Below are 18447 nucleotides of genomic sequence, written 5' to 3' on the forward strand. Positions count from 1 at the left end.
AAACTTCGGAAGAATGAAATGAAACTTCGGAAGAATGAAATGAAACTTCGGAGGAATGAAATGAAACTTCGGAAGAATTTTTCCTTTCCCACGTGGAGAATAAAAAACAGCCACGTGGAGGTTCGCCACTTCGGCCTACTCAGCAGGGGTGACACATTATTTATTGCTGTCCGGTGAAAGCTTTTTGAGGGATCATCGAGTAGATCGTTCTGCAGAAATGAGCTAACTATCAATACCACTTGGGTGAAACTAAAGTTTCCTAGGGAAGAAACTGGAGTTTCCTTGGTGAGAAACTAGAGTTTCCTTGGTGAGAAACTGGAGTTTCATACGAGGGAAACTATAGATTGGTCGAAGTCGAGTAGTCGAACAGCCATAATATATAATGAGCTCATCCAAGCCTCGGTTGTCGCTCATGTGTAGCTCCTGAAAGAGCGATTATAATGCGTTAGCCCTGGTCTACTCAGGGCAACAAGATCATCGCCAATAAAATATTTCTATCACGAGAACAGATGCGTCATCACCACAGGATCAATTGATAAGATCCTATCTAACAGAGGTCTAAGTCGCAGATCTGACGTACGCTCTTGTCACGATCGTGACTTGTGGCGCAGAAATTGAGGAGGAGGCAGTTGTTAGTTTCAAAAATTGTCGTACCTTTGTCACCGCTAAGGAGCAGAGGAGCGTTGCTCTCCCCTTCGAAACATAGGCTAGTGAGCCTATCAGAAGGGATTCATTTGGAGCTTCGCAAAAGAAAGTCGCCTGTAGCTATTGCAGTGTTGATTATTTTTTGTACCTTTGCAGAGCAAAACAACCGAGGTGCGGTAGTTCAGCTGGTTAGAATACCTGCCTGTCACGCAGGGGGTCACGGGTTCGAGTCCCGTCCGCACCGCTCTGATTCCTCATACGAGGTCACAGCTTCCTGACAAGATGGTCAGCGAGTGTGACGGAGTAAGAGGATTCTTAGTCTTAAGGAGGTAGCGATCTCCTGGTTACAGCACTTTTTTATAGACTCCCCATGGCTACTATGGAGAGTTTGTTATATGTACACAGGTAGTCACTGCTACAAGCCCAAGTGGCGGAACTGGTAGACGCGCTAGTTTCAGGTACTAGTAAACGCAAGTTTGTGCAGGTTCGATTCCTGTCTTGGGCACCTAAGATTACTTTAGGCGTAGTAGTTGCTGTAAGAGACTATATAATATAATGTATGCGCAGGTGGTGGAATTGGTAGACACGCTACTTTGAGGGGGTAGTGCCAGCAATGGTGTGTGAGTTCGACTCTCATCCTGCGTACTACGAGAGAGACCTATTGGATGACCTTATGCAGATGAGGCTTCAGTAGGTCTCTCTCTTTTTGCCCTACCCTATCTCTGCCTACACCGTTGGAGACTTTTGCAATAGTCTCCGTTGGGTCAATTTGTCCTGTCGGCTATCTGGTCTGTCTATTTCGTCTGTTTAAGGCGTAGAGATCGCCGATGATAGTCGTATTCCTTGCCGTGGTACAGTTTTTGAATACCTTTACACAGCGAGACTATTGCACGAGGGTGCCTAGCTGTGCTTTGCACCCGCATATATCGCCCAGTGCCAGTACCCTTGCAGCGGTACGAAGCACTACATAATTCACTCTCAAGAGATAACTACAAACGCATGAATTTCACGCCATACCAAATAAGTGACCTAGTGGTCAGAGCCTTTTCTAGAGCTTGCGCTATCGGACTACGCTCGGGGAAGCAACTAGACATCTCTAGATCGCTCTTCATCGACTTAGCTCGCAGTAAAGACACCTTCCCTAGTGTCTTCATCTTGCGCACTCTAAATATACCGCTCACTCAACTACAATATACGCTCTTTGAGGAGCCTGCGAAGAATGGCTACTACAAGCAGATCCATGACACCATCGAGCAGAGTCAGTACACGATGCCTAGTGCGGAGCTCGTACGCTACTACCACGATCAGGTCAAGGCCATTCTGGAGGGAGCGTGGGAGATCTTTCCCAATCATGATGACTTCCCAGTGATTGACGCACCGCGTATTATCGCTTATATGCTACACGAGGGGCGGCCAGACATCTACCCATGGCCATTCATCACCTCTCGTCCTGCTAAGGAGGATATCCTAGCTAGCTACGTACAGAACAGCCTAGAGCATAGTACTAAAGCGACCTCTGTCGAGGTGCAGGCGATAGCCAGTGTCGAGGCGGAGGAGCAGATGCTTCAGACGATCCTCTCCACTGCTATGGCGGGTATGCCTGACGCGTTGACAGAGGAGATGCGCCAGGAGCTCGATGTCGCCGCATGGGAGGCTCCCCTTGAGAGGCTTTACTCAGCCATAGCCGGTTCAGACGCTACCCAGACGAAGAAGCCTACTAGCGACATGGATCCTAACACTATTGTAAAGCAGGTAGAGGTCTTCGTCTCTCAAAACAATCCCGACGGAGAGACGGACAAAAACTCTATGCGCGCTGTGCCACTAGAGGAGCTGCCCGAAGAGATACAAGAGCATATCAAGGCAATCATACGTCACGAGCAGCGCAAGGTGACGCAAAACTCGGGAAGCAACCCCTTCGACCTAAACGCCGATGATGAGGGCGACAAGGAGGAGAAAGCCTCTAACAAGTCTAGCAAGCGCTCTAAAACACCTGCGCTAGATGCTTTTGCGACCAACCTTAACCAGCTCGCTAAGGACGGCAAGCTAGACCCGATGATCGGGCGTGCTAAGGAGCTAGAGCGTATCACACATATACTCTGTCGCCGACAGAAGAACAACCCCGTGCTGATCGGCGAGGCGGGTGTCGGTAAGACAGCCGTCGCCGAGGGCTTAGCACAGCTCTTAGCGCGCGATGAGGTGAGCTACAAACTTCGTGGCAAGGTGCTTTACAGCGTAGACTTAGCACAGATGCTAGCCGGCACACGCTACAGAGGAGACTTTGAGGAGCGATTTAAGGCGCTACTCAAGGAGGCTGAGATGCTGGGCAATACGATCCTACTCTTTGACGAGATCCACACGCTGATGGGCGCGGGCTCGACAGAGGGCAGTATGGATGCCTCCAACATGCTCAAGCCGGCTCTAGCGCGTGGCACGATACAGGTGATCGGCGCCACCACACTGGATGAGTATCGCAGGACCATTGAGAAGAACGGGGCCTTGGCGCGTCGCTTCCAGAAGGTGATGATCGAGCCAAACACGCCCGAGGAGACGCTAGAGATCTTGCGCCAGCTACGAGGACGATATGAAGAGTTTCACCATGTACGCTACAGCGACGAAGCTTTGGTCGCTATGGTGCGCCTGACCAATAGATATATCTACGACCGCTACTTCCCCGACAAGGCTATTGACGTCCTAGACGAGGTGGGAGCGAGTATGCACCTCAAGGGCAAAGTGGGTGAGAGCGACAAGGTCGCTTCGCTCAGACAGCAGCTGCGTACCTATCGCGCTTCTCGTGACAAGGCAGTGCGTGAGAGCAACTACGACACCGCTATGACCCTCAAAGTGCAGGAGGACTTAGTCCAGAAAGAGGTGGATGAGGAGCTCGAGAAAGCTCATGCCCAGGAGGCTGCCATCTATCTACCTGTAGATGAGGAGGCGGTCGCCAAGACGGTCTCTATGATGAGTGGCGTGCCTATCTCCAACATCAGTCAGGAGGAGCACGCTAAGCTACGCCAGATGCGCCAGACGCTCAAGGATATAGTGATCGGTCAGGACGATGCAATCGACAAGGTGGTCAAAGCGATACAGCGTAACCGCCTTGGCTTGGGTAGCGACAAGCGACCCATCGGGAGCTTCCTCTTCCTTGGTCCGACAGGTGTCGGTAAGACTTATCTAGCTAAGAAGCTTGCCGAGCTGCTCTTTGACGATGAGGACGCACTCATACGTATTGATATGAGTGAGTATATGGAGTCGTTCAACGTGTCTCGTCTCGTGGGCGCAGCTCCTGGCTACGTCGGCTACGACGAGGGCGGACAGCTCACGGAGCAGGTCAGACGCAAGCCTTACTCGGTCGTACTCTTTGACGAGCTAGAGAAGGCGCACCCAGACGTTTACAACATACTCCTGCAGATCCTCGACGACGGCTTTATCACCGCGGCCGATGGTACGCACGTGAGCTTTAAGAATACAGTCATCATACTGACGAGCAACATCGGTACGCGCCAGCTCAAGGACTTTGGTGCTGGTGTCGGCTTCCGTCAGGAGGTGCAGCTCACCCAGACGGAGCAGGAGGCTTTGCTGAGCAAGCAGCTCAAGAAGCACTTTAGCCCTGAGTTCCTCAACCGCCTTGATGAGACGATCTACTTCGCCAGCCTGGAGAAGGAGGACATTCGCAAGATCGTAGATGTGGAGCTACGTCCTATCATGGCGCGTATCTCCGAGCAGGGGTACAACCTTGTGGTCACACCCTCGGCAAAGGACAAGCTCGCCGACGTGGGCTTTGACCTAGAGTACGGTGCTAGACCGCTGAGACGTGCCCTACGTCACTGGATCGAGGACAAGCTGACGGATCTCATCCTCGATGGTGAGGCAAATGTGGGCGACACGGTGCGCCTGCGTGTCTCTGAGGGCGAACTCCTCATGGAGGTGGACAAGCGTGCACCGCAAAAGGAGACGCAAGCAAAGAGCGATGAAGCGACCCTAGGCTTCGCCCTACCCTCGTTTACCTCTTCCAGCCAGAAGGGCGACGAGCGGTAACCAATCAAATCAGACAAATAACTCAAGCTTATGAATAGTAATAAAGGACAAATTGGGGTTACGAGTGAAAACATATTCCCCGTCATCAAGAAGTTTCTCTATAGTGAGCATGATATATTCCTCCGTGAGATCGTATCCAACGCAGTCGATGCGACGACCAAGCTACGCGCTCTGATAGCTCGTGGCACGGAGGTGGGCAATACTGAGGACCTCCGTGTAGAGGTCCTACTAGATAAGGAGGCGCGTACACTCACCGTACGAGACTACGGTATCGGTATGACTGCCGACGAGGTAGAGCGCTACATCAATCAGATAGCTTTCTCTGGAGCGGAGGACTTCCTGGAGAAGTACAAAGACGCTTCCGGCAATATCATCGGGCACTTCGGACTAGGCTTTTACTCAGCCTTTATGGTCTCCGAGCGTGTCGAGATAGACACCCTCTCCTACCAGCCAGACGCACAGCCGGTTCACTGGAGCTGTGACGGTTCGCCTGCCTACGAGATGAGTACGGGTAGCCGCACCGAGCGTGGCACCGACATCATCATGCACCTGGACGAAGAGAGCAGCGAGTTCCTCGAGCGGGCTCGCATCGAGGAGCTACTGACGAAGTATTGTCGCTTCCTCCCGATCCCCATCATCTTTGGTAAGAAGCAAGAGTGGAAGGACGGCAAGATGCAGGACACCGACGAGGACAATGTGATCAACGACACCAACCCGCTCTGGCTCCGCAAGCCGCAAGACCTTACGGACGAGGACTATCGTGAGTTCTACCGTAAGCTCTACCCAGGAGCTGACGAGCCGCTCTTTTGGATACACCTTAATGTAGACTACCCCTTCACCCTGACCGGCGTACTCTACTTCCCCAAGGTGAGCAACAAGGTGGATCTGCAGAGCAACAAGATCAAGCTCTACTGCAATCAGGTCTTTGTGACTGACGAGGTGGATAGCATCGTGCCTATGTACTTGACCTTGCTCCACGGTGTGATCGACTCACCAGACATCCCGCTCAATGTGTCGCGCTCTTACCTACAGTCCGACAGCAATGTCAAGAAGATCAGTAGCTACATTACTAAGAAGGTGGCCGACAAGCTGGAGGAGATCATGAAGAATGATCGCCCCACCTACGAAGCTAAGTGGCCCGACCTCTCCGTCTTTATACATTATGGTATCCTCACCGATGAGAAGATGGAGGAGCGTGCGCTCAAGTCACTACTCCTACTGGAGGATGTGGCTGGGAAGTTCTACACACCCGAGGAGTATCGTGAGCTGGTCAAGAGCAATCAGACCGACAAGGACGACAAGCTCGTCTACCTCTACGCTACCGATCCTGAGGCGCAGTACAGCTACATACAGGCTGCCGAAGCTAAGGGGTACAACGTACTCTATATGCACGGCATGCTTGACACGCCCCTACTCAACCATCTAGAGCAAAAGTGGGAGGGCACGCACTTCGTACGTGTAGACAGCGACACGGTCGACCAATTGATCCAGCGTGACGACACGACGACCGATGCTTCCGCACATGAGACCGAGATCATGCGTAGCCTCTTTGCCAAGGCGCTTCCGACGGGCGAGGTCAACTATCAGGTCTTCCTACGCAACATGGGTCAGGAGGCTCAGCCAGCAGTGGTCACGCGTATGGAGTGGATGCGCCGTATGAAGGAGATGTCGCAGTATCAGCCTGGAGCTTCCTTCTACAACTCACTCCCCGACAGCTATTCGCTCGTTCTCAATGCCGACCACCCGCTCATCAAGAGCCTGCTAGAGGGTGAGGGCAAGGAGCTAGAGCCACAGCTGGCGTCTCTGCGCTCTCAGCTCGCTACGCTCCAAGAGCAAGTCACCGAGCTAGACAAGGAGGCTAAGGAGCAGACCGAGCCTACCGAGGAGCAAAAGAAAGAGCTACAAGAGAAGAAGGAGGCTCTCCACAAGCAGCAAGAAGAGCTGCACGGCGAGATGCAAAGCTCCTTCGACCAGTATGCCGAGAAGCAGCCTGTGATACGTCACATCGTCGAGCTGGCTCTACTCTCAGCTGGTGAACTAAGAGGCGTTGCTCTACAAGAGTTCATCAAGCGCACCACCGAACTTCTATCGTCTAAGTAAATACCCCTAAGAATATCCGTTTTTATGAAGAGGAACACTTCCCTTTGCAAGCGTCTCCTACTCCTACTAGCCCTCTCAGCCACCTGGCTCGTGGGGGCTGTAGCGCAGGAGACACCCCGCTGGCTACGCTATGCCCAGATCTCACCAGATGGTAATCAGATAGCCTTTTGCTACCAAGGCGACATCTACATTGTCGACGCTATCGGTGGCGAGGCGCGTCTCCTGACTGGCTCCGATGGGTACGAGTCAAACCCCACCTGGAGTCCCGATGGCAAGCGTATCGCATTCATGAGCAATCGTGATGGGCACCGCTCCATCTACACTATGTCAGCCCTCGGTGGCGATGTCAAGCGCATCACGCACCACTCGGGCAATAGCCATACCGTCGAGTGCTACACACCCGACGGTCGTTTTATCATTATGTCCGAATCTCTCCAGCAGCCTGCCACCAGTGCGCTCAACCCTTCGGGCATCCTCTCGCAGCTCTACATGATCCCTGTCGATGGCGGCACGCCTATGCTCTACAACCCTCGTCCTCTGGAGACTGTCACCTTCAGCCATCGTGGCGACCGCTATGTAGCGCAAGACATCAAGGGCTTTGAGAATAAGTGGCGCAAGCACCACACCAGCTCCGTCACACGAGACATTTATATAGTAGACCCCAAGACAGGAGCCACTACCGCCTGCACACTAGAGCCAGGCGAAGACCTCTCACCCGTCTTCGGACCTGATGACCAGACCATCTTCTTCATCAGCGAGCGAGGCAAAAGCAATTCGCTCAACGTCTGGAAGCAGCGCATCGGCGAGCAAACCGCTCAGCAGGTGACCAGCTTCCGCAATCACCCCGTGCGCTTCCTCAGCATCTCACGCTCCGGACGGCTCTGCTTCGCCTACGATGGTGACCTCTACACCATGACCGAGGGACGCTCCCCGCAGAAGGTACAGATCACCCTGCGCACCGAGGGTCCTAAGGACAAAGTGTACCGCCGCACAGCCAGCAGTGGAGGTAGCTCCTTCACGCCAAGCAGTGACGGCAAGCAGCTAGCCTTCATCATGCGTGGTGATGTCTACGTCACCTCTGTCGAGCATGGCACGACGAAGCGCATCACCCAGAGCGCCGGTGCCGAGGAGAGTGTCACCTGGAGTCCCGACAGCAAGACGCTCGTCTACGACTCACGCCGTGACGGCAAGCATATCCTTTACAAGGCGACCATCGCCTCGGACAAAGAGCTAGACTTCGCCTCTGCCACCATCATCAAGGAGGAGCCACTCATGCCCGAGTGCAAGATGGAGCAAGCCCTCCCCCAGTACTCTCCCGATGGCAAGCTGATCGCCTTCGTCGGAGACCGCAAGTGCATCTATACCTATAATGTCGAGAGCAAGAAGCTCACGCAGGTCACCAGTGGCAAGGATCAGCCCGAGATGCACGGCTACATCAGCTTCGAGTGGAGTCCTGACAGCCGCTGGATAGCCTTCGGATATACACCCAATGTCCATGCGCCCTTTGGTGACGTAGGTTTGGTAAAAGCGACCGGAGGTGAGGTGATCAACCTGACCAATACGGGTTACTTCAGCGACCTCACGGGCTGGGTTATGGAGGGCAATGCCATCCTCTTTACCTCAGACCGATATGGTATGCGCAACCACGCTTCGTGGGGCTCCATGAGCGATGCTTTCCTCGTATTCCTCAATCGCAAGGCGTACGAGAAGTTTAGCATGACACCCGAAGAACGCGACCTCTACGACCGTGCTGGACTAGACACACTACAGTATGGCGCTGATCCCGTCCCTGCTGAGGAGAGTGCCAAGAAAAAGGACGAGACCAAGCCGATCGTCGTCGAGATCCAGGGCATCGAGGACCGCATCGTACGGCTCACGCCCAATTCGAGCGACCTAGCAGACGCTTATGTCGATGCCGATGGCAAGAACCTCTACTACCTATCAGCCTTTGAGGGGGGGTACAACCTCTGGCAGACAGACCTACGCGAGGGCAATACCTCCATGCTACGTCAGCTAGACCTCTCGGGCAGTGCCTATATGCGCCCCACTCCCAAGGGGGATAAGATCTTCGTCATATCCTCTGGACGGGTACAGTGCTTTACACCCGCCTCAAAGAAGTTTGAGCCAGTCAACTACCGTGCTCGTGTGGAGCTAGACAGCTACGCCGAGCGTGAGGCGATGTACGACTTTATGGTTCGTGAGGAGGGGCTACGCTTCTACCGCGCAGACATGCACGGCGTAGACTGGAAGGGGCTGACCGACCACTACCGCCAGTTCTTGCCCCATATTGCGACGAATGAGGACTTCTCCGAGATGCTCAGCGAGATCCTGGGCGAGCTCAACGTATCGCACACCGGCTCAGGCTACAGACAGAGCTCTAGCGAGCCAGCTACGGGACATCTGGGACTACTCTACAACTGGTACTCCCTACCCCTCGAGGGCATCATTGTTGATGAAATCGTTACGGGCGGGCCCTTTGACACCTACCTGACCAAGCTACAGCCTGGCGACCGCATCGTCGCAATCAATGGTACACGCATCGACCACCACACCGACTGGCGTGACCTCCTCGCAGGCACTACCGGCACGCTCACGGCTGTCACCTTCTATAGTAATAAGGAGCAAAAGGAGATCACCGAGGCCGTTCGTCCGATCTCTTCGGGCCGTTTCTCGGGACTACTCTACAAGCGCTGGGTCAAGGCTCGCGAAGCTGAGGTACAGCGTCTCTCAAACGGTCGTCTCGGCTATGTACACATACCGAGCATGGGCGATGACGAGTTCCGCACCGTCTATAGCGAGGTGATGGGCAAGTACTACCAATGCGACGGTATCGTCATCGACATCCGCTACAACGGTGGTGGTCGTCTGCACGAAGACCTCGAGACTTTCTTCAGTGGCAAGGCTTATCTGCAGCAAGAGGTTCGTGGGCAGGACTACTGCACGATGCCTAGCAAGCGATGGACCAAGCCCTCAGTCATGCTCGTCTGCGAGGCTGACTACTCCAATGCACACGGCTCTCCATGGGTCTACCAAACCCTCGGCATGGGCAAGGTCGTCGGCATGCCAGTACCAGGCACTATGACCTCGGTCAACTGGGTCACCATGCAGAACCCGCTGCTCTTCTTCGGCATTCCTGCCGTAGGTTATCGCACCCAGCAGGGAGACTTCCTCGAGAATAAGCAGCTCGAGCCCGATGTCGTGGTTCCGCTCGACTACAACCGCGTCCTCGAGGGACACGATAGTCAGCTAGAAGCAGCCGTACGCGTACTCCTGGAGGAGGTCAAGGCGCATCCGCAGCCTACCTTCCCCAAGCGATAAGCCGCAAACGAAGCTAGCACCGCTTACCCTGCGGTAAAAGCTAACATACTCAGTGAGGAGCATCACGCCTCCCCACTAAATTCCCCAAAGAGAGGAGATGTCGTCATCGGCGTCTCCTCTCTTTTTGTCGTCTTATCCGCCTCTTTCCTTGCCTCCATCGGGTGAAACTCCAGTTTCATACGGGGGAGCCTAAAGTTTCCAACGGAGGAAACTGAACTTTCCAACGCTGGGAAAAAAGATTTCCAAGGGAGGAAAATAAAATTTCCACCGTTGGAAATTTATTTTTCCAAGGCTGGAAACTTTTTGGAAAACTAGTCGGAGCAGAGAACAGACCCATCGACTGAACGGTTCCTCCGTTGGAACTGAAAAGTTCCTCCCTTGGAACTCGAAAGTTCCTCCCTTGGAACTCGAAAGTTCCTCCCTTGGAACTAAAAAGTTCCAAGAGGGGAACTATTCTTGGAACTCGTATGTGCTACTAGATCAAGCTGATACGAATGGCAGAAGGCTCAGCTATCCAGGGAGGACAGCTGAGCCTTCTATTTGTCGATAAAGCGGGATTACGCTACGCGCACTCGCTTGTAGAGCGTGGAGTAAGTTACTGGCTGATCGTGTCGCGGATGATCTGTGCGACCTGCGAGACACAGAGCTTGAGGTCGTCATTGACCACGGTGTGGTCAAACTGCTCGGCAAAGTTGATTTCATACGAAGCACGACGCATCCGCTCCTCGACCAGCTCGGGGCTCTCGGTGCCTCGTGACTCTAGCCGGCGACGCAGCTCCGCAAAGGTGGGTGGCATGAGGAAAATACTGACCACCTTGTCTCTGTAAGCCTCTTGGATGCGCATCGCCCCGACGGCATCGACGTCAAAGAGGATGTTGCGCCCCATACCAGCTAGCCGGTCAACCTCGCTGCGGAGCGTGCCGTAGTACTTGCCGGGGTAGACCTCCACATACTCGACGAGGCGATCCTCAGCGATCAACTTCTTGAACTGCTCGGGCGTGTAGAAGTAGTACTCCACACCATGCTGCTCATTGCCTCGCGGCGGACGGCTCGTGGCGGATATGCTGAAGGAGAGTCGCAGGCTCTCGTCTTGCATGAGTTGCTGGATGACGGTGCTTTTGCCAGAGCCTGAGGGGGCTGAGATAAGGATGAGATGTGACATAGCTTTTGGCACTTAGGGTTTATAGTACGTTGAGGACTTGCTCCTTGATCTGCTCTAGCTCGTCTTTCATCTGGACGACGAGCTGCTGCATGGCAGCGTTGTTACTCTTGGAGCCTAGGGTATTGATCTCACGCCCCATCTCCTGAGCGATGAAGCCGAGCTTCTTGCCCCTAGAGGGATCGGGATCGCCGGACTGGGCTAGCACCTCACGGAAGTAGCGGATATGGTTGGCGAGTCGGTTCTTCTCCTCGCTAATGTCTAGCTTCTCGATGTAGTAGATGAGCTCCTGCTCTAGCCTTGCCTCGTCGTACTGTATGGAGGTGAGCTGGACTAGTCGCTCCTCGAGCTTGCTCCGAAGGTCTGTGATGCGACTCTGCTCGTAGGGGTCAACCTCTGCAAGCAAAGCGGCGATGCGGTCAAGCTTCTCCACAAAGATGCGCTCGAGCGATGCGCCCTCTTGCTCTCTAAAAGCGTTGAACTGATCAACGGCCTCCCCGATAGCTTGGCTCAGCAGCTGCATATCTTCGTCGGTGAGGGGCGTCTCGCCCTGCTCTACGATGACGCCTGGGTAGCTGAGCAAGAGACGTGTCAGATCTTCGGGCTGAGGAATGCCTTCGGCCTCTATGGCACTATGGATCTGATCGTAGTAAGCATGGAGGAGAGACGCATTGATCTGTACTTGAGGGGAGGTGCCTAGCGAATTATCGGCCGTGCGAATGGTCACATCGACCTTGCCTCTAAAGAGTGTGGGGATCAAGATGCCACGAAGCTCTATCTCTCGGTCTCGTAGGATGGAGGGGAGTCGGAGCGAGAGGTCGAGCTGCTTGCTATTGACGGAGCGGATTGAGACCTCGTAGGTGACACCCTCTAGGAGTAGCTGACTGCTACCATATCCTGTCATGGAGTAAATCATAGTCTTACGCTGTGTGGGGATCAAAGCAAAGGTAGCGTCGTGCACTACCCTACTGCGTCCCAGTTGACTTTTGGGAAATAGCAAAAAGGGGCAAAGCTTTTTGCCAAAGCCTGCCCCTATATGATGATGTCTAGGCGTTGCGCCCGTGACAATTCTTATACTTCTTACCGCTACCGCAAGGGCATGGGTCGTTGCGACCGATCTTTTGCTCCTTGACAATAGGCTGAGCCTTAGGCTGTGAAGCCTGTGTGGCGGCTTGTCCAGCTTGACGCTGCGCCTCCTGCTGGCTAGCGATCTCGTCCTTGGTCTCACGGTACTGACTACGATCTGTGTGTCGCTCGGTCTGCGCCTCACGGACGGAGAGACTAGAGCCGGTCTCATCGTCAGCGGGTAGCGGTATGCGACCACGCGTGAGGATGGTAGCGGTCTTGCGGTTGAGTCCGTCAAGCATATCGCTAAAGAGGTCGTAGGACTCTAGCTTGTAGATGAGGAGTGGGTCCTTGTTCTCGTAGCTAGCGTTTTGCACAGAGTTGCGCAGCTCGTCCATCTCACGGAGGTGCTCCTTCCAGGCATCATCGAGGGTGTAGAGCATGATCGTCTTGTGAAACTCCTTGACGATGCTCTTGCCCTCAGTGCGGTCTGCCTCGGCGAGGTCGCAAGGGATGTTGTACACCTTATTACCATCCGTGATCGGTATGATGATGCGCTTGAACTTGTCGCCCTGCGTCTCGTAGAGGTTGTGCAGGATCGGGTAAGCGACCGTGGCGATCTTCTCGCCCTTGTGGTTGAGTGCCTGATAGACTGTCTCAAAGGTCTTGTCGACCACCTCATTCGTGTGGCTCGACTTGAAGGCTTCAGGAGTCAGCTCAGTCTCTACGGCCAGCACCGAGAGGAGCTCGTTGCGGAAGCCCTCGTAGTCGTCCGCCTCCTTATTCTTATTGACAATCGCCTCAGTCACGTCGTAGAGCATGTTAAGCACATCCATACCGATGCGCTCGCCCATCAAAGCGTGGCGACGCTTCTCATAGATACCCTTACGCTGTGAGTTCATCACATCATCGTACTCTAGGAGGCGCTTACGGATACCGAAGTTGTTCTCCTCGACCTTTTTCTGCGCACGCTCTACAGAGTTGCTGAGCATCTTATTCTCAAGAGCTTCACCCTCGCCAAAGCCCATACGATCCATCAGCGAAGCAATACGATCACTCGCAAAGAGTCGCATCAAGTGATCCTCTAGCGAGATGAAGAAGACAGAGCTACCGGGGTCTCCCTGACGACCAGCACGACCACGCAACTGTCTATCCACACGGCGTGACTCATGTCGTTCCGTACCGATGATGGCTAGTCCACCAGCCTCACGCACCTCTGGCGAGAGCTTGATATCAGTACCACGACCAGCCATGTTGGTTGCGATGGTTACGGTGCCAGCTTGACCAGCCTGAGCGACGATTTCGGCCTCCTTCTGGTGTAGCTTAGCATTGAGCACCTGATGGGGGATCTTGCGCAGCGAAAGCATACGACTGAGCAGCTCACTGATGTCGACCGAAGTGGTACCCACTAGCACTGGACGACCAGCCGCTATGAGTCGCTCGATCTCCTCGATGACTGCATTGTACTTCTCGCGAGCCGTCTTGTAGATACGATCGTTCTGATCATCACGAATCACGGGGCGGTTGGTCGGGATGACCACCACGTCGAGCTTGTAGATGTCCCAAAACTCTCCCGCCTCAGTCTCAGCCGTACCGGTCATACCCGCCAGCTTGTGGTACATACGGAAGTAGTTTTGCAGGGTAATGGTCGCAAAGGTCTGCGTTGCAGCCTCGACCTTGACGCGCTCCTTAGCCTCGATAGCTTGGTGTAGACCGTCCGAGTAGCGACGACCATCCATGAGACGACCGGTCTGCTCGTCGACAATCATCACCTTATTGTCTATGACCACATACTGATCATCACGCTCGAAGAGAGCGTAGGCCTTAAAGAGCTGATTGACCGTGTGGACACGCTCGCTCTTGATCGCATAGTTGGTGATGAGCTCGTCCTTCTTAGCAGCATACTCAGAGGGAGCGAGGTGCTCGCCCTCCAGCTCTGCTAGCTGAGATGCAATGTCTGGGAGTACGAAGAAAGAGGCATCCTCAGCACCCTTCGAAAGCATCTCGATACCCTTATCTGTGAGGGTGATGCTATTCATCTTCTCGTCGATGACGAAGTAAAGCGGGTCGGTGACGATGTGCATCTGGCGCATGTTCTCCGCCATATAGATCTCCTCGGTCTTGAGCATAGAGGCTTTGATGCCTGGCTCACTGAGGTACTTGATGAGAGGCTTGTACTTAGGTAGTCCCTTGAAGACACGGAAAAGGAGGAGGAAGCCCTCGTCTACCTCTTTCTTGTCCTCGCTACCGATCTTCTTCTTCGCCTCTACGAGTAGCTTAGATACTAAATCTTTCTGAGCGTTGACCACCTTCTCGACATTGGGCAGGTACTCCTCAAAGAGCTGATCCTCCCCCTGAGGCGTAGGACCAGATATGATCAGAGGCGTACGGGCATCGTCGATAAGGACCGAGTCCACCTCATCCACAATGGCGTAGTTGTGCGGACGCTGCACGAGGTCTGAGGGCGCTGTCGCCATGTTGTCTCTTAGGTAGTCAAAGCCGAACTCATTGTTCGTACCGAAGGTGATGTCTGCATTGTAAGCTTTGCGGCGGCCCTCGCTATTGGGCTTGTGCTTGTCGATACAGTCGACGCTCAGCCCGTGGAACATATAGAGCGGTCCCATCCACTCGGAGTCACGCTTAGCCAGATAGTCATTGACCGTGACCACATGGACGCCATTACCTGGTAGCGCATTGAGGAAGACAGGCAGGGTAGCTACGAGCGTTTTACCCTCACCCGTTGCCATCTCGGCTATCTTACCCTTGTGCAGTACGACACCACCGATGAGCTGTACATCGTAGTGTACCATATCCCAAGTGACCTCGTTGCCTCCTGCTACCCAGAGGTTGTGGTAGATCGCCTTGTCACCATCGATCTCCACGAAGTCGTGATCTATCGACAGATCTCTATCCATCTGCGTGGCAGTGACGACGATCGTCTCATTATTGGCAAAGCGTCGTGCAGTCTCCTTGACAATAGCAAAGGCCGTGGGGAGGATCTCGTCGAGCTTGACCTCGATCTTCTCCAGGACGTCCTTCTCTATCTTATCAATTTTAGACCAAGCCTCTTCACGGGCGTCTATGTCGAGATCTTCGATGCCCTCTTTGAGCTTAGCAATCTCGGCACGCTCCGAGGCGACATACTCGTTGATCTCGTTGCGTAGCTGCTGTGTGCGATCTCTCAGAGCATCATCGCTGAGAGCCTGTATGGAGGGTTCGACCTCCTTGATTTTCTTAATGTAGGGTGTTATCTCCTTGAGGTCTCGCTGAGACTTACTGCCAAAGAGCTTTGTGATGATATTACTGAGAGCCATAAGTGGTTGATTATTTCTGATTGAATAGGATAAAGAGTGGCGTGCCGTCAGCACTCATCGGCTGAGGGACACAGAGTAGGTATGCGAGCGAAGGGGCGACCGCATCGTACGATATAGGCTCCGTAAGCCTCTGCAAAGCTACGCCAGGAGCCATCAGGATAAAGGGAGCCGTGACATGTCGCTGTCTCTGCTGCTCGACACCCGGCTTCTCTCCCGCCACCTCTGCAAAAGGTGCTAGAGCCAGTAGCACATCGCCCGCATAGCTACGATAGCTATGCGAGTACAGAGGCTTAGCCCAGGCAGGCTGTGATAGCCCCCTCTGTAGTTGATATGCAGGGATTGCCCCGATGACACCTTCCATCTCGGATACAAAAGTAGCAAGATTATTGCTCATATCCTGCATATCGACCTTCTTATCTGCTATCTCCTTCTTATTTAGATGGAGCGTCTGGTGACTGTAGGCCATGACCCAGTCGTTGCGCCCATAGATGGCCGAGAGGTAGAGATTAGCTAGTGCGATACACTTGGCAGGGTCGAAAGTGACGACCGAGCGACGAGAAGGAGCCTTCGGCTGAGCTAAGTTTGCAACAGGGACTCCAACGATATTGAGCGCATAATGGTCTGCACCATATAATTCTTGCAGTAGAGCAGTGATCTGATGTACCTGCTCATTGAGCCGAGCGTAAGCGTCTTGTTGCTCTGGCGAATAGTCCGCATAGGCTACCCCACGGGTGCCCACCTCCAGGTCTAAGACCATAACGATGAGCGTAGGCGACGTGCGACGCGCTTTGTGAGCGTAGCGTATGAACTCCTTGGATAGGTCTGTGATCGCATCATTGGCAAAGGGCGAAGTCAAGAGGTCGCTCATACGCCAAGCACCTTCGAAGGTATGCGCAAAACTACCCTCCTTCGCGCCTTTCGAGAGAGGTTTCCAGACGGTCGGTGTCGTGCGTCCGCCCAGCATGCGCTGCTCATTGTTTGCCTTGAGAGCCAAGGCAGGCAGACCGCCGTAGAAGTTGGTCGTAGCCCACCAACCGCTATGCTTATCGATCCATATAGCACCCTCAGAATCGTGTCCCGCCACAGCAATAGCATCGTTGGCACGGCTCGCTATGGCATAGACAATCGCATCACCCTGCGAAGAGCCTCTGAGTACGTCTGTGAGCAGTTCGCTACGCAAGGCACCCGCAGGAGCTAGCTGCTCTGCGCTATTGATGCCTCGATAGTCTCTATTCGCAAAGGTAGACTCCGACCGCTGCGTCACCGCATCATACCGCTCAGCTTGGTACACACCATGTATCTCTGGCATAGCACCAGCCGAGAGCGAAGCCAGTCGCGCCACCTCGTCTAGCAACGGGTAAGGATAGCGAATGTCGGGTGCTACCGCTCCCTGCTTCATCACTCCGTTTAGGCCATTGCCACCCCACCCTGCTCGATAACTATCCAGCAGGTCGGTGCGTAGTCCCTTGACATAGATCTGCACCAGTATGTCAGGTCTCGTGCGTTGCGCCGATAGTGCCAGCGGTAGCAGACAACTTAATGTGAGGAGGAGATAGCGAATAGGTCTCATCTGCGCTGTGTGAGTCGTTTGGAATAGGTTAGATAGGCTACCGAGAGGAGTGCCGAGTTGAGGGCGAGCAAGATGATGGGCAGCGAACTAGTCTGCACGGCACAAGCGACCAAGATTAGGTAGAGTGCCACTGCCAGAGCATTTGCCGAGTGGAAGTACCGTGCGATGCGCTGAGCTTTGCCTCCCCTACCCAAGGCAAACCAAGCCAAGAGGAGGAGTGGATGAAAGACCAGCAAGTTGTAGTTAGGATCGGTGCAGGGATGTATCGAGACAAAGGTTAGGAAGCTCAAGATGCAGCCCGCACAAGCGTAGCCCGTCATCCAGAGCAATGTCCAGTAGCGACTACGACGCAAGTAGCACAGCACGCCCGAGACGACCAGTAGGAGCGACATCCATAGGACAGGCTCCAACCACCAATGAGCTACAGACTGTGGTGCTGGTGTCGGGGTCTCATAGACGATCCGATTGCTCACGAGTGGCTTCGTACCTGTCGGAGAGACCAGTGTCGCTTGCTGCAAGAGACGATCCATCTCCATCGGTAGGAAGAGCCGATCCTCGACCGTCATAGGCGTGTCGGCAGGGGCTCCCAGGGCTAACTGCGTACCAAGACGGTACCACGGATGATAGTCCGCATAGGCATCGATGAGACTGCGTAGCGACTCTTCTCTCGCCACTTGAGGCAGCTCTATGCGCCACCCCTTAGGGAGCGTTTGCTTGACAATAGAGTATGGTCGTGTAGCACAGTTGTCAAAGGCGAAGTTGTAGAGGTAGTACTTATTCTCCTCCTTGATGTTCCACGCTAGATAACTGCATATCGCTTCTTCCTGCTCAGGAGAGAGATCTAGCTCTAGCTCATAGATGTTTTGCCCATAAGCATGGTAGCGATAGAGGAAGTAGTCCCACGGCTCCTGCTGGACAAAGTAACCATCCGTCTCGCCCTTGATAAACTTCGTGTAGAAGCCTGGCTGGTCAAAGTCAAAGACCCCATAGTTGTACACATAGTCGTCCTCTAAATCCTCTAAGCTACGCACCCGCATTGCGGCGTGTCCGTAGATTGTATAGGCGTCTGCCTGTGAGGGGGTGCAGAGTAGTATACTGATACGATGATACCCATCGGCAGTCGCACCAATCAGCGAGTCTGTACTGAGCGGCTCCTGCGCCGAGGCTGTGCTGCTCAGAGCGATACAGAGCGATGCTATAAGTAGTGTGAGTCTAGCCCACAGAGTGTTCATTCGTACCAT

At 54.0% G+C, this 18447-nt stretch carries 8 protein-coding genes and 3 tRNA genes; 6 read left to right on the plus strand and 5 right to left on the minus strand.

All coding sequences use genetic code 11. From position 1 onward, the window contains the following. The first annotated feature begins 815 nt into the window (after positions 1-815). The 6 genes from RDM37_RS05165 to RDM37_RS05190 all read left to right on the plus strand — a co-directional run bounded on the left by RDM37_RS05165 (position 816) and on the right by RDM37_RS05190 (position 10098). A tRNA-Asp gene (locus RDM37_RS05165) sits at positions 816-889 on the plus strand. 177 nt (positions 890-1066) lie between these two features. Continuing rightward, positions 1067-1150, plus strand: a tRNA-Leu gene (locus RDM37_RS05170). Positions 1151-1206: 56 nt separating this feature from the next. After that, a tRNA-Leu gene (locus RDM37_RS05175) sits at positions 1207-1290 on the plus strand. A 354-nt stretch (positions 1291-1644) separates the two neighbouring features. Beyond that, on the plus strand, positions 1645-4680 hold the full coding sequence (locus tag RDM37_RS05180; RefSeq protein WP_308555595.1) for an ATP-dependent Clp protease ATP-binding subunit: 3036 nt from the start codon (positions 1645-1647) through the stop codon (positions 4678-4680). Between the two features lie 30 nt (positions 4681-4710). Further along, positions 4711-6780 (plus strand): molecular chaperone HtpG, encoded by a 2070-nt coding sequence (gene htpG, locus RDM37_RS05185; RefSeq protein WP_308555597.1) that lies wholly within the window; start codon positions 4711-4713, stop codon positions 6778-6780. Between the two features lie 24 nt (positions 6781-6804). Next, positions 6805-10098: a S41 family peptidase gene (locus RDM37_RS05190; RefSeq protein ID WP_308555599.1), complete on the plus strand. Its 3294-nt coding sequence runs from the start codon at positions 6805-6807 to the stop codon at positions 10096-10098. A 595-nt stretch (positions 10099-10693) separates the two neighbouring features. Here RDM37_RS05190 and gmk read toward each other — a convergent pair. From gmk to RDM37_RS05215, 5 genes are all read right to left on the minus strand, one after another. After that, positions 10694-11260, minus strand: coding sequence for a guanylate kinase (gmk, locus tag RDM37_RS05195; protein WP_308555601.1), 567 nt, complete (start codon positions 11258-11260; stop codon positions 10694-10696). A gap of 19 nt (positions 11261-11279) precedes the next feature. After that, positions 11280-12173, minus strand: coding sequence for a YicC/YloC family endoribonuclease (locus tag RDM37_RS05200; RefSeq protein WP_308555603.1), 894 nt, complete (start codon positions 12171-12173; stop codon positions 11280-11282). A gap of 130 nt (positions 12174-12303) precedes the next feature. Next, positions 12304-15636 carry a preprotein translocase subunit SecA gene (secA, locus tag RDM37_RS05205; RefSeq protein WP_308555605.1) on the minus strand — a complete coding sequence of 1111 codons (3333 nt, stop codon included), beginning with the start codon at positions 15634-15636 and terminating at the stop codon, positions 12304-12306. Between the two features lie 10 nt (positions 15637-15646). After that, positions 15647-17206: an alkaline phosphatase family protein gene (locus RDM37_RS05210; RefSeq protein ID WP_308555607.1), complete on the minus strand. Its 1560-nt coding sequence runs from the start codon at positions 17204-17206 to the stop codon at positions 15647-15649. Then, positions 17203-18447, minus strand: a complete 1245-nt coding sequence (locus tag RDM37_RS05215; protein WP_308555609.1) for a DUF4105 domain-containing protein — start codon at positions 18445-18447, stop codon at positions 17203-17205. The genes RDM37_RS05210 and RDM37_RS05215 overlap by 4 nt, the downstream gene beginning before the upstream one ends.

Origin of the sequence: uncultured Porphyromonas sp. (genome assembly GCF_902489635.1) — a bacterium.
GTDB lineage: Bacteria > Bacteroidota > Bacteroidia > Bacteroidales > Porphyromonadaceae > Porphyromonas.

Bases quoted from the DNA above. Each gene is read 5' to 3' on its own strand.
- RDM37_RS05180 (WP_308555595.1), top strand. From the start codon at position 1,645: ATGAATTTCACGCCATACCAAATAAGTGACCTAGTGGTCAGAGCCTTT.
- htpG (WP_308555597.1), top strand. From the start codon at position 4,711: ATGAATAGTAATAAAGGACAAATTGGGGTTACGAGTGAAAACATATTC.
- RDM37_RS05190 (WP_308555599.1), top strand. From the start codon at position 6,805: ATGAAGAGGAACACTTCCCTTTGCAAGCGTCTCCTACTCCTACTAGCC.
- gmk (WP_308555601.1), bottom strand. From the start codon at position 11,260: ATGTCACATCTCATCCTTATCTCAGCCCCCTCAGGCTCTGGCAAAAGC.
- RDM37_RS05200 (WP_308555603.1), bottom strand. From the start codon at position 12,173: ATGATTTACTCCATGACAGGATATGGTAGCAGTCAGCTACTCCTAGAG.
- secA (WP_308555605.1), bottom strand. From the start codon at position 15,636: ATGGCTCTCAGTAATATCATCACAAAGCTCTTTGGCAGTAAGTCTCAG.
- RDM37_RS05210 (WP_308555607.1), bottom strand. From the start codon at position 17,206: ATGAGACCTATTCGCTATCTCCTCCTCACATTAAGTTGTCTGCTACCG.
- RDM37_RS05215 (WP_308555609.1), bottom strand. From the start codon at position 18,447: ATGGTACGAATGAACACTCTGTGGGCTAGACTCACACTACTTATAGCA.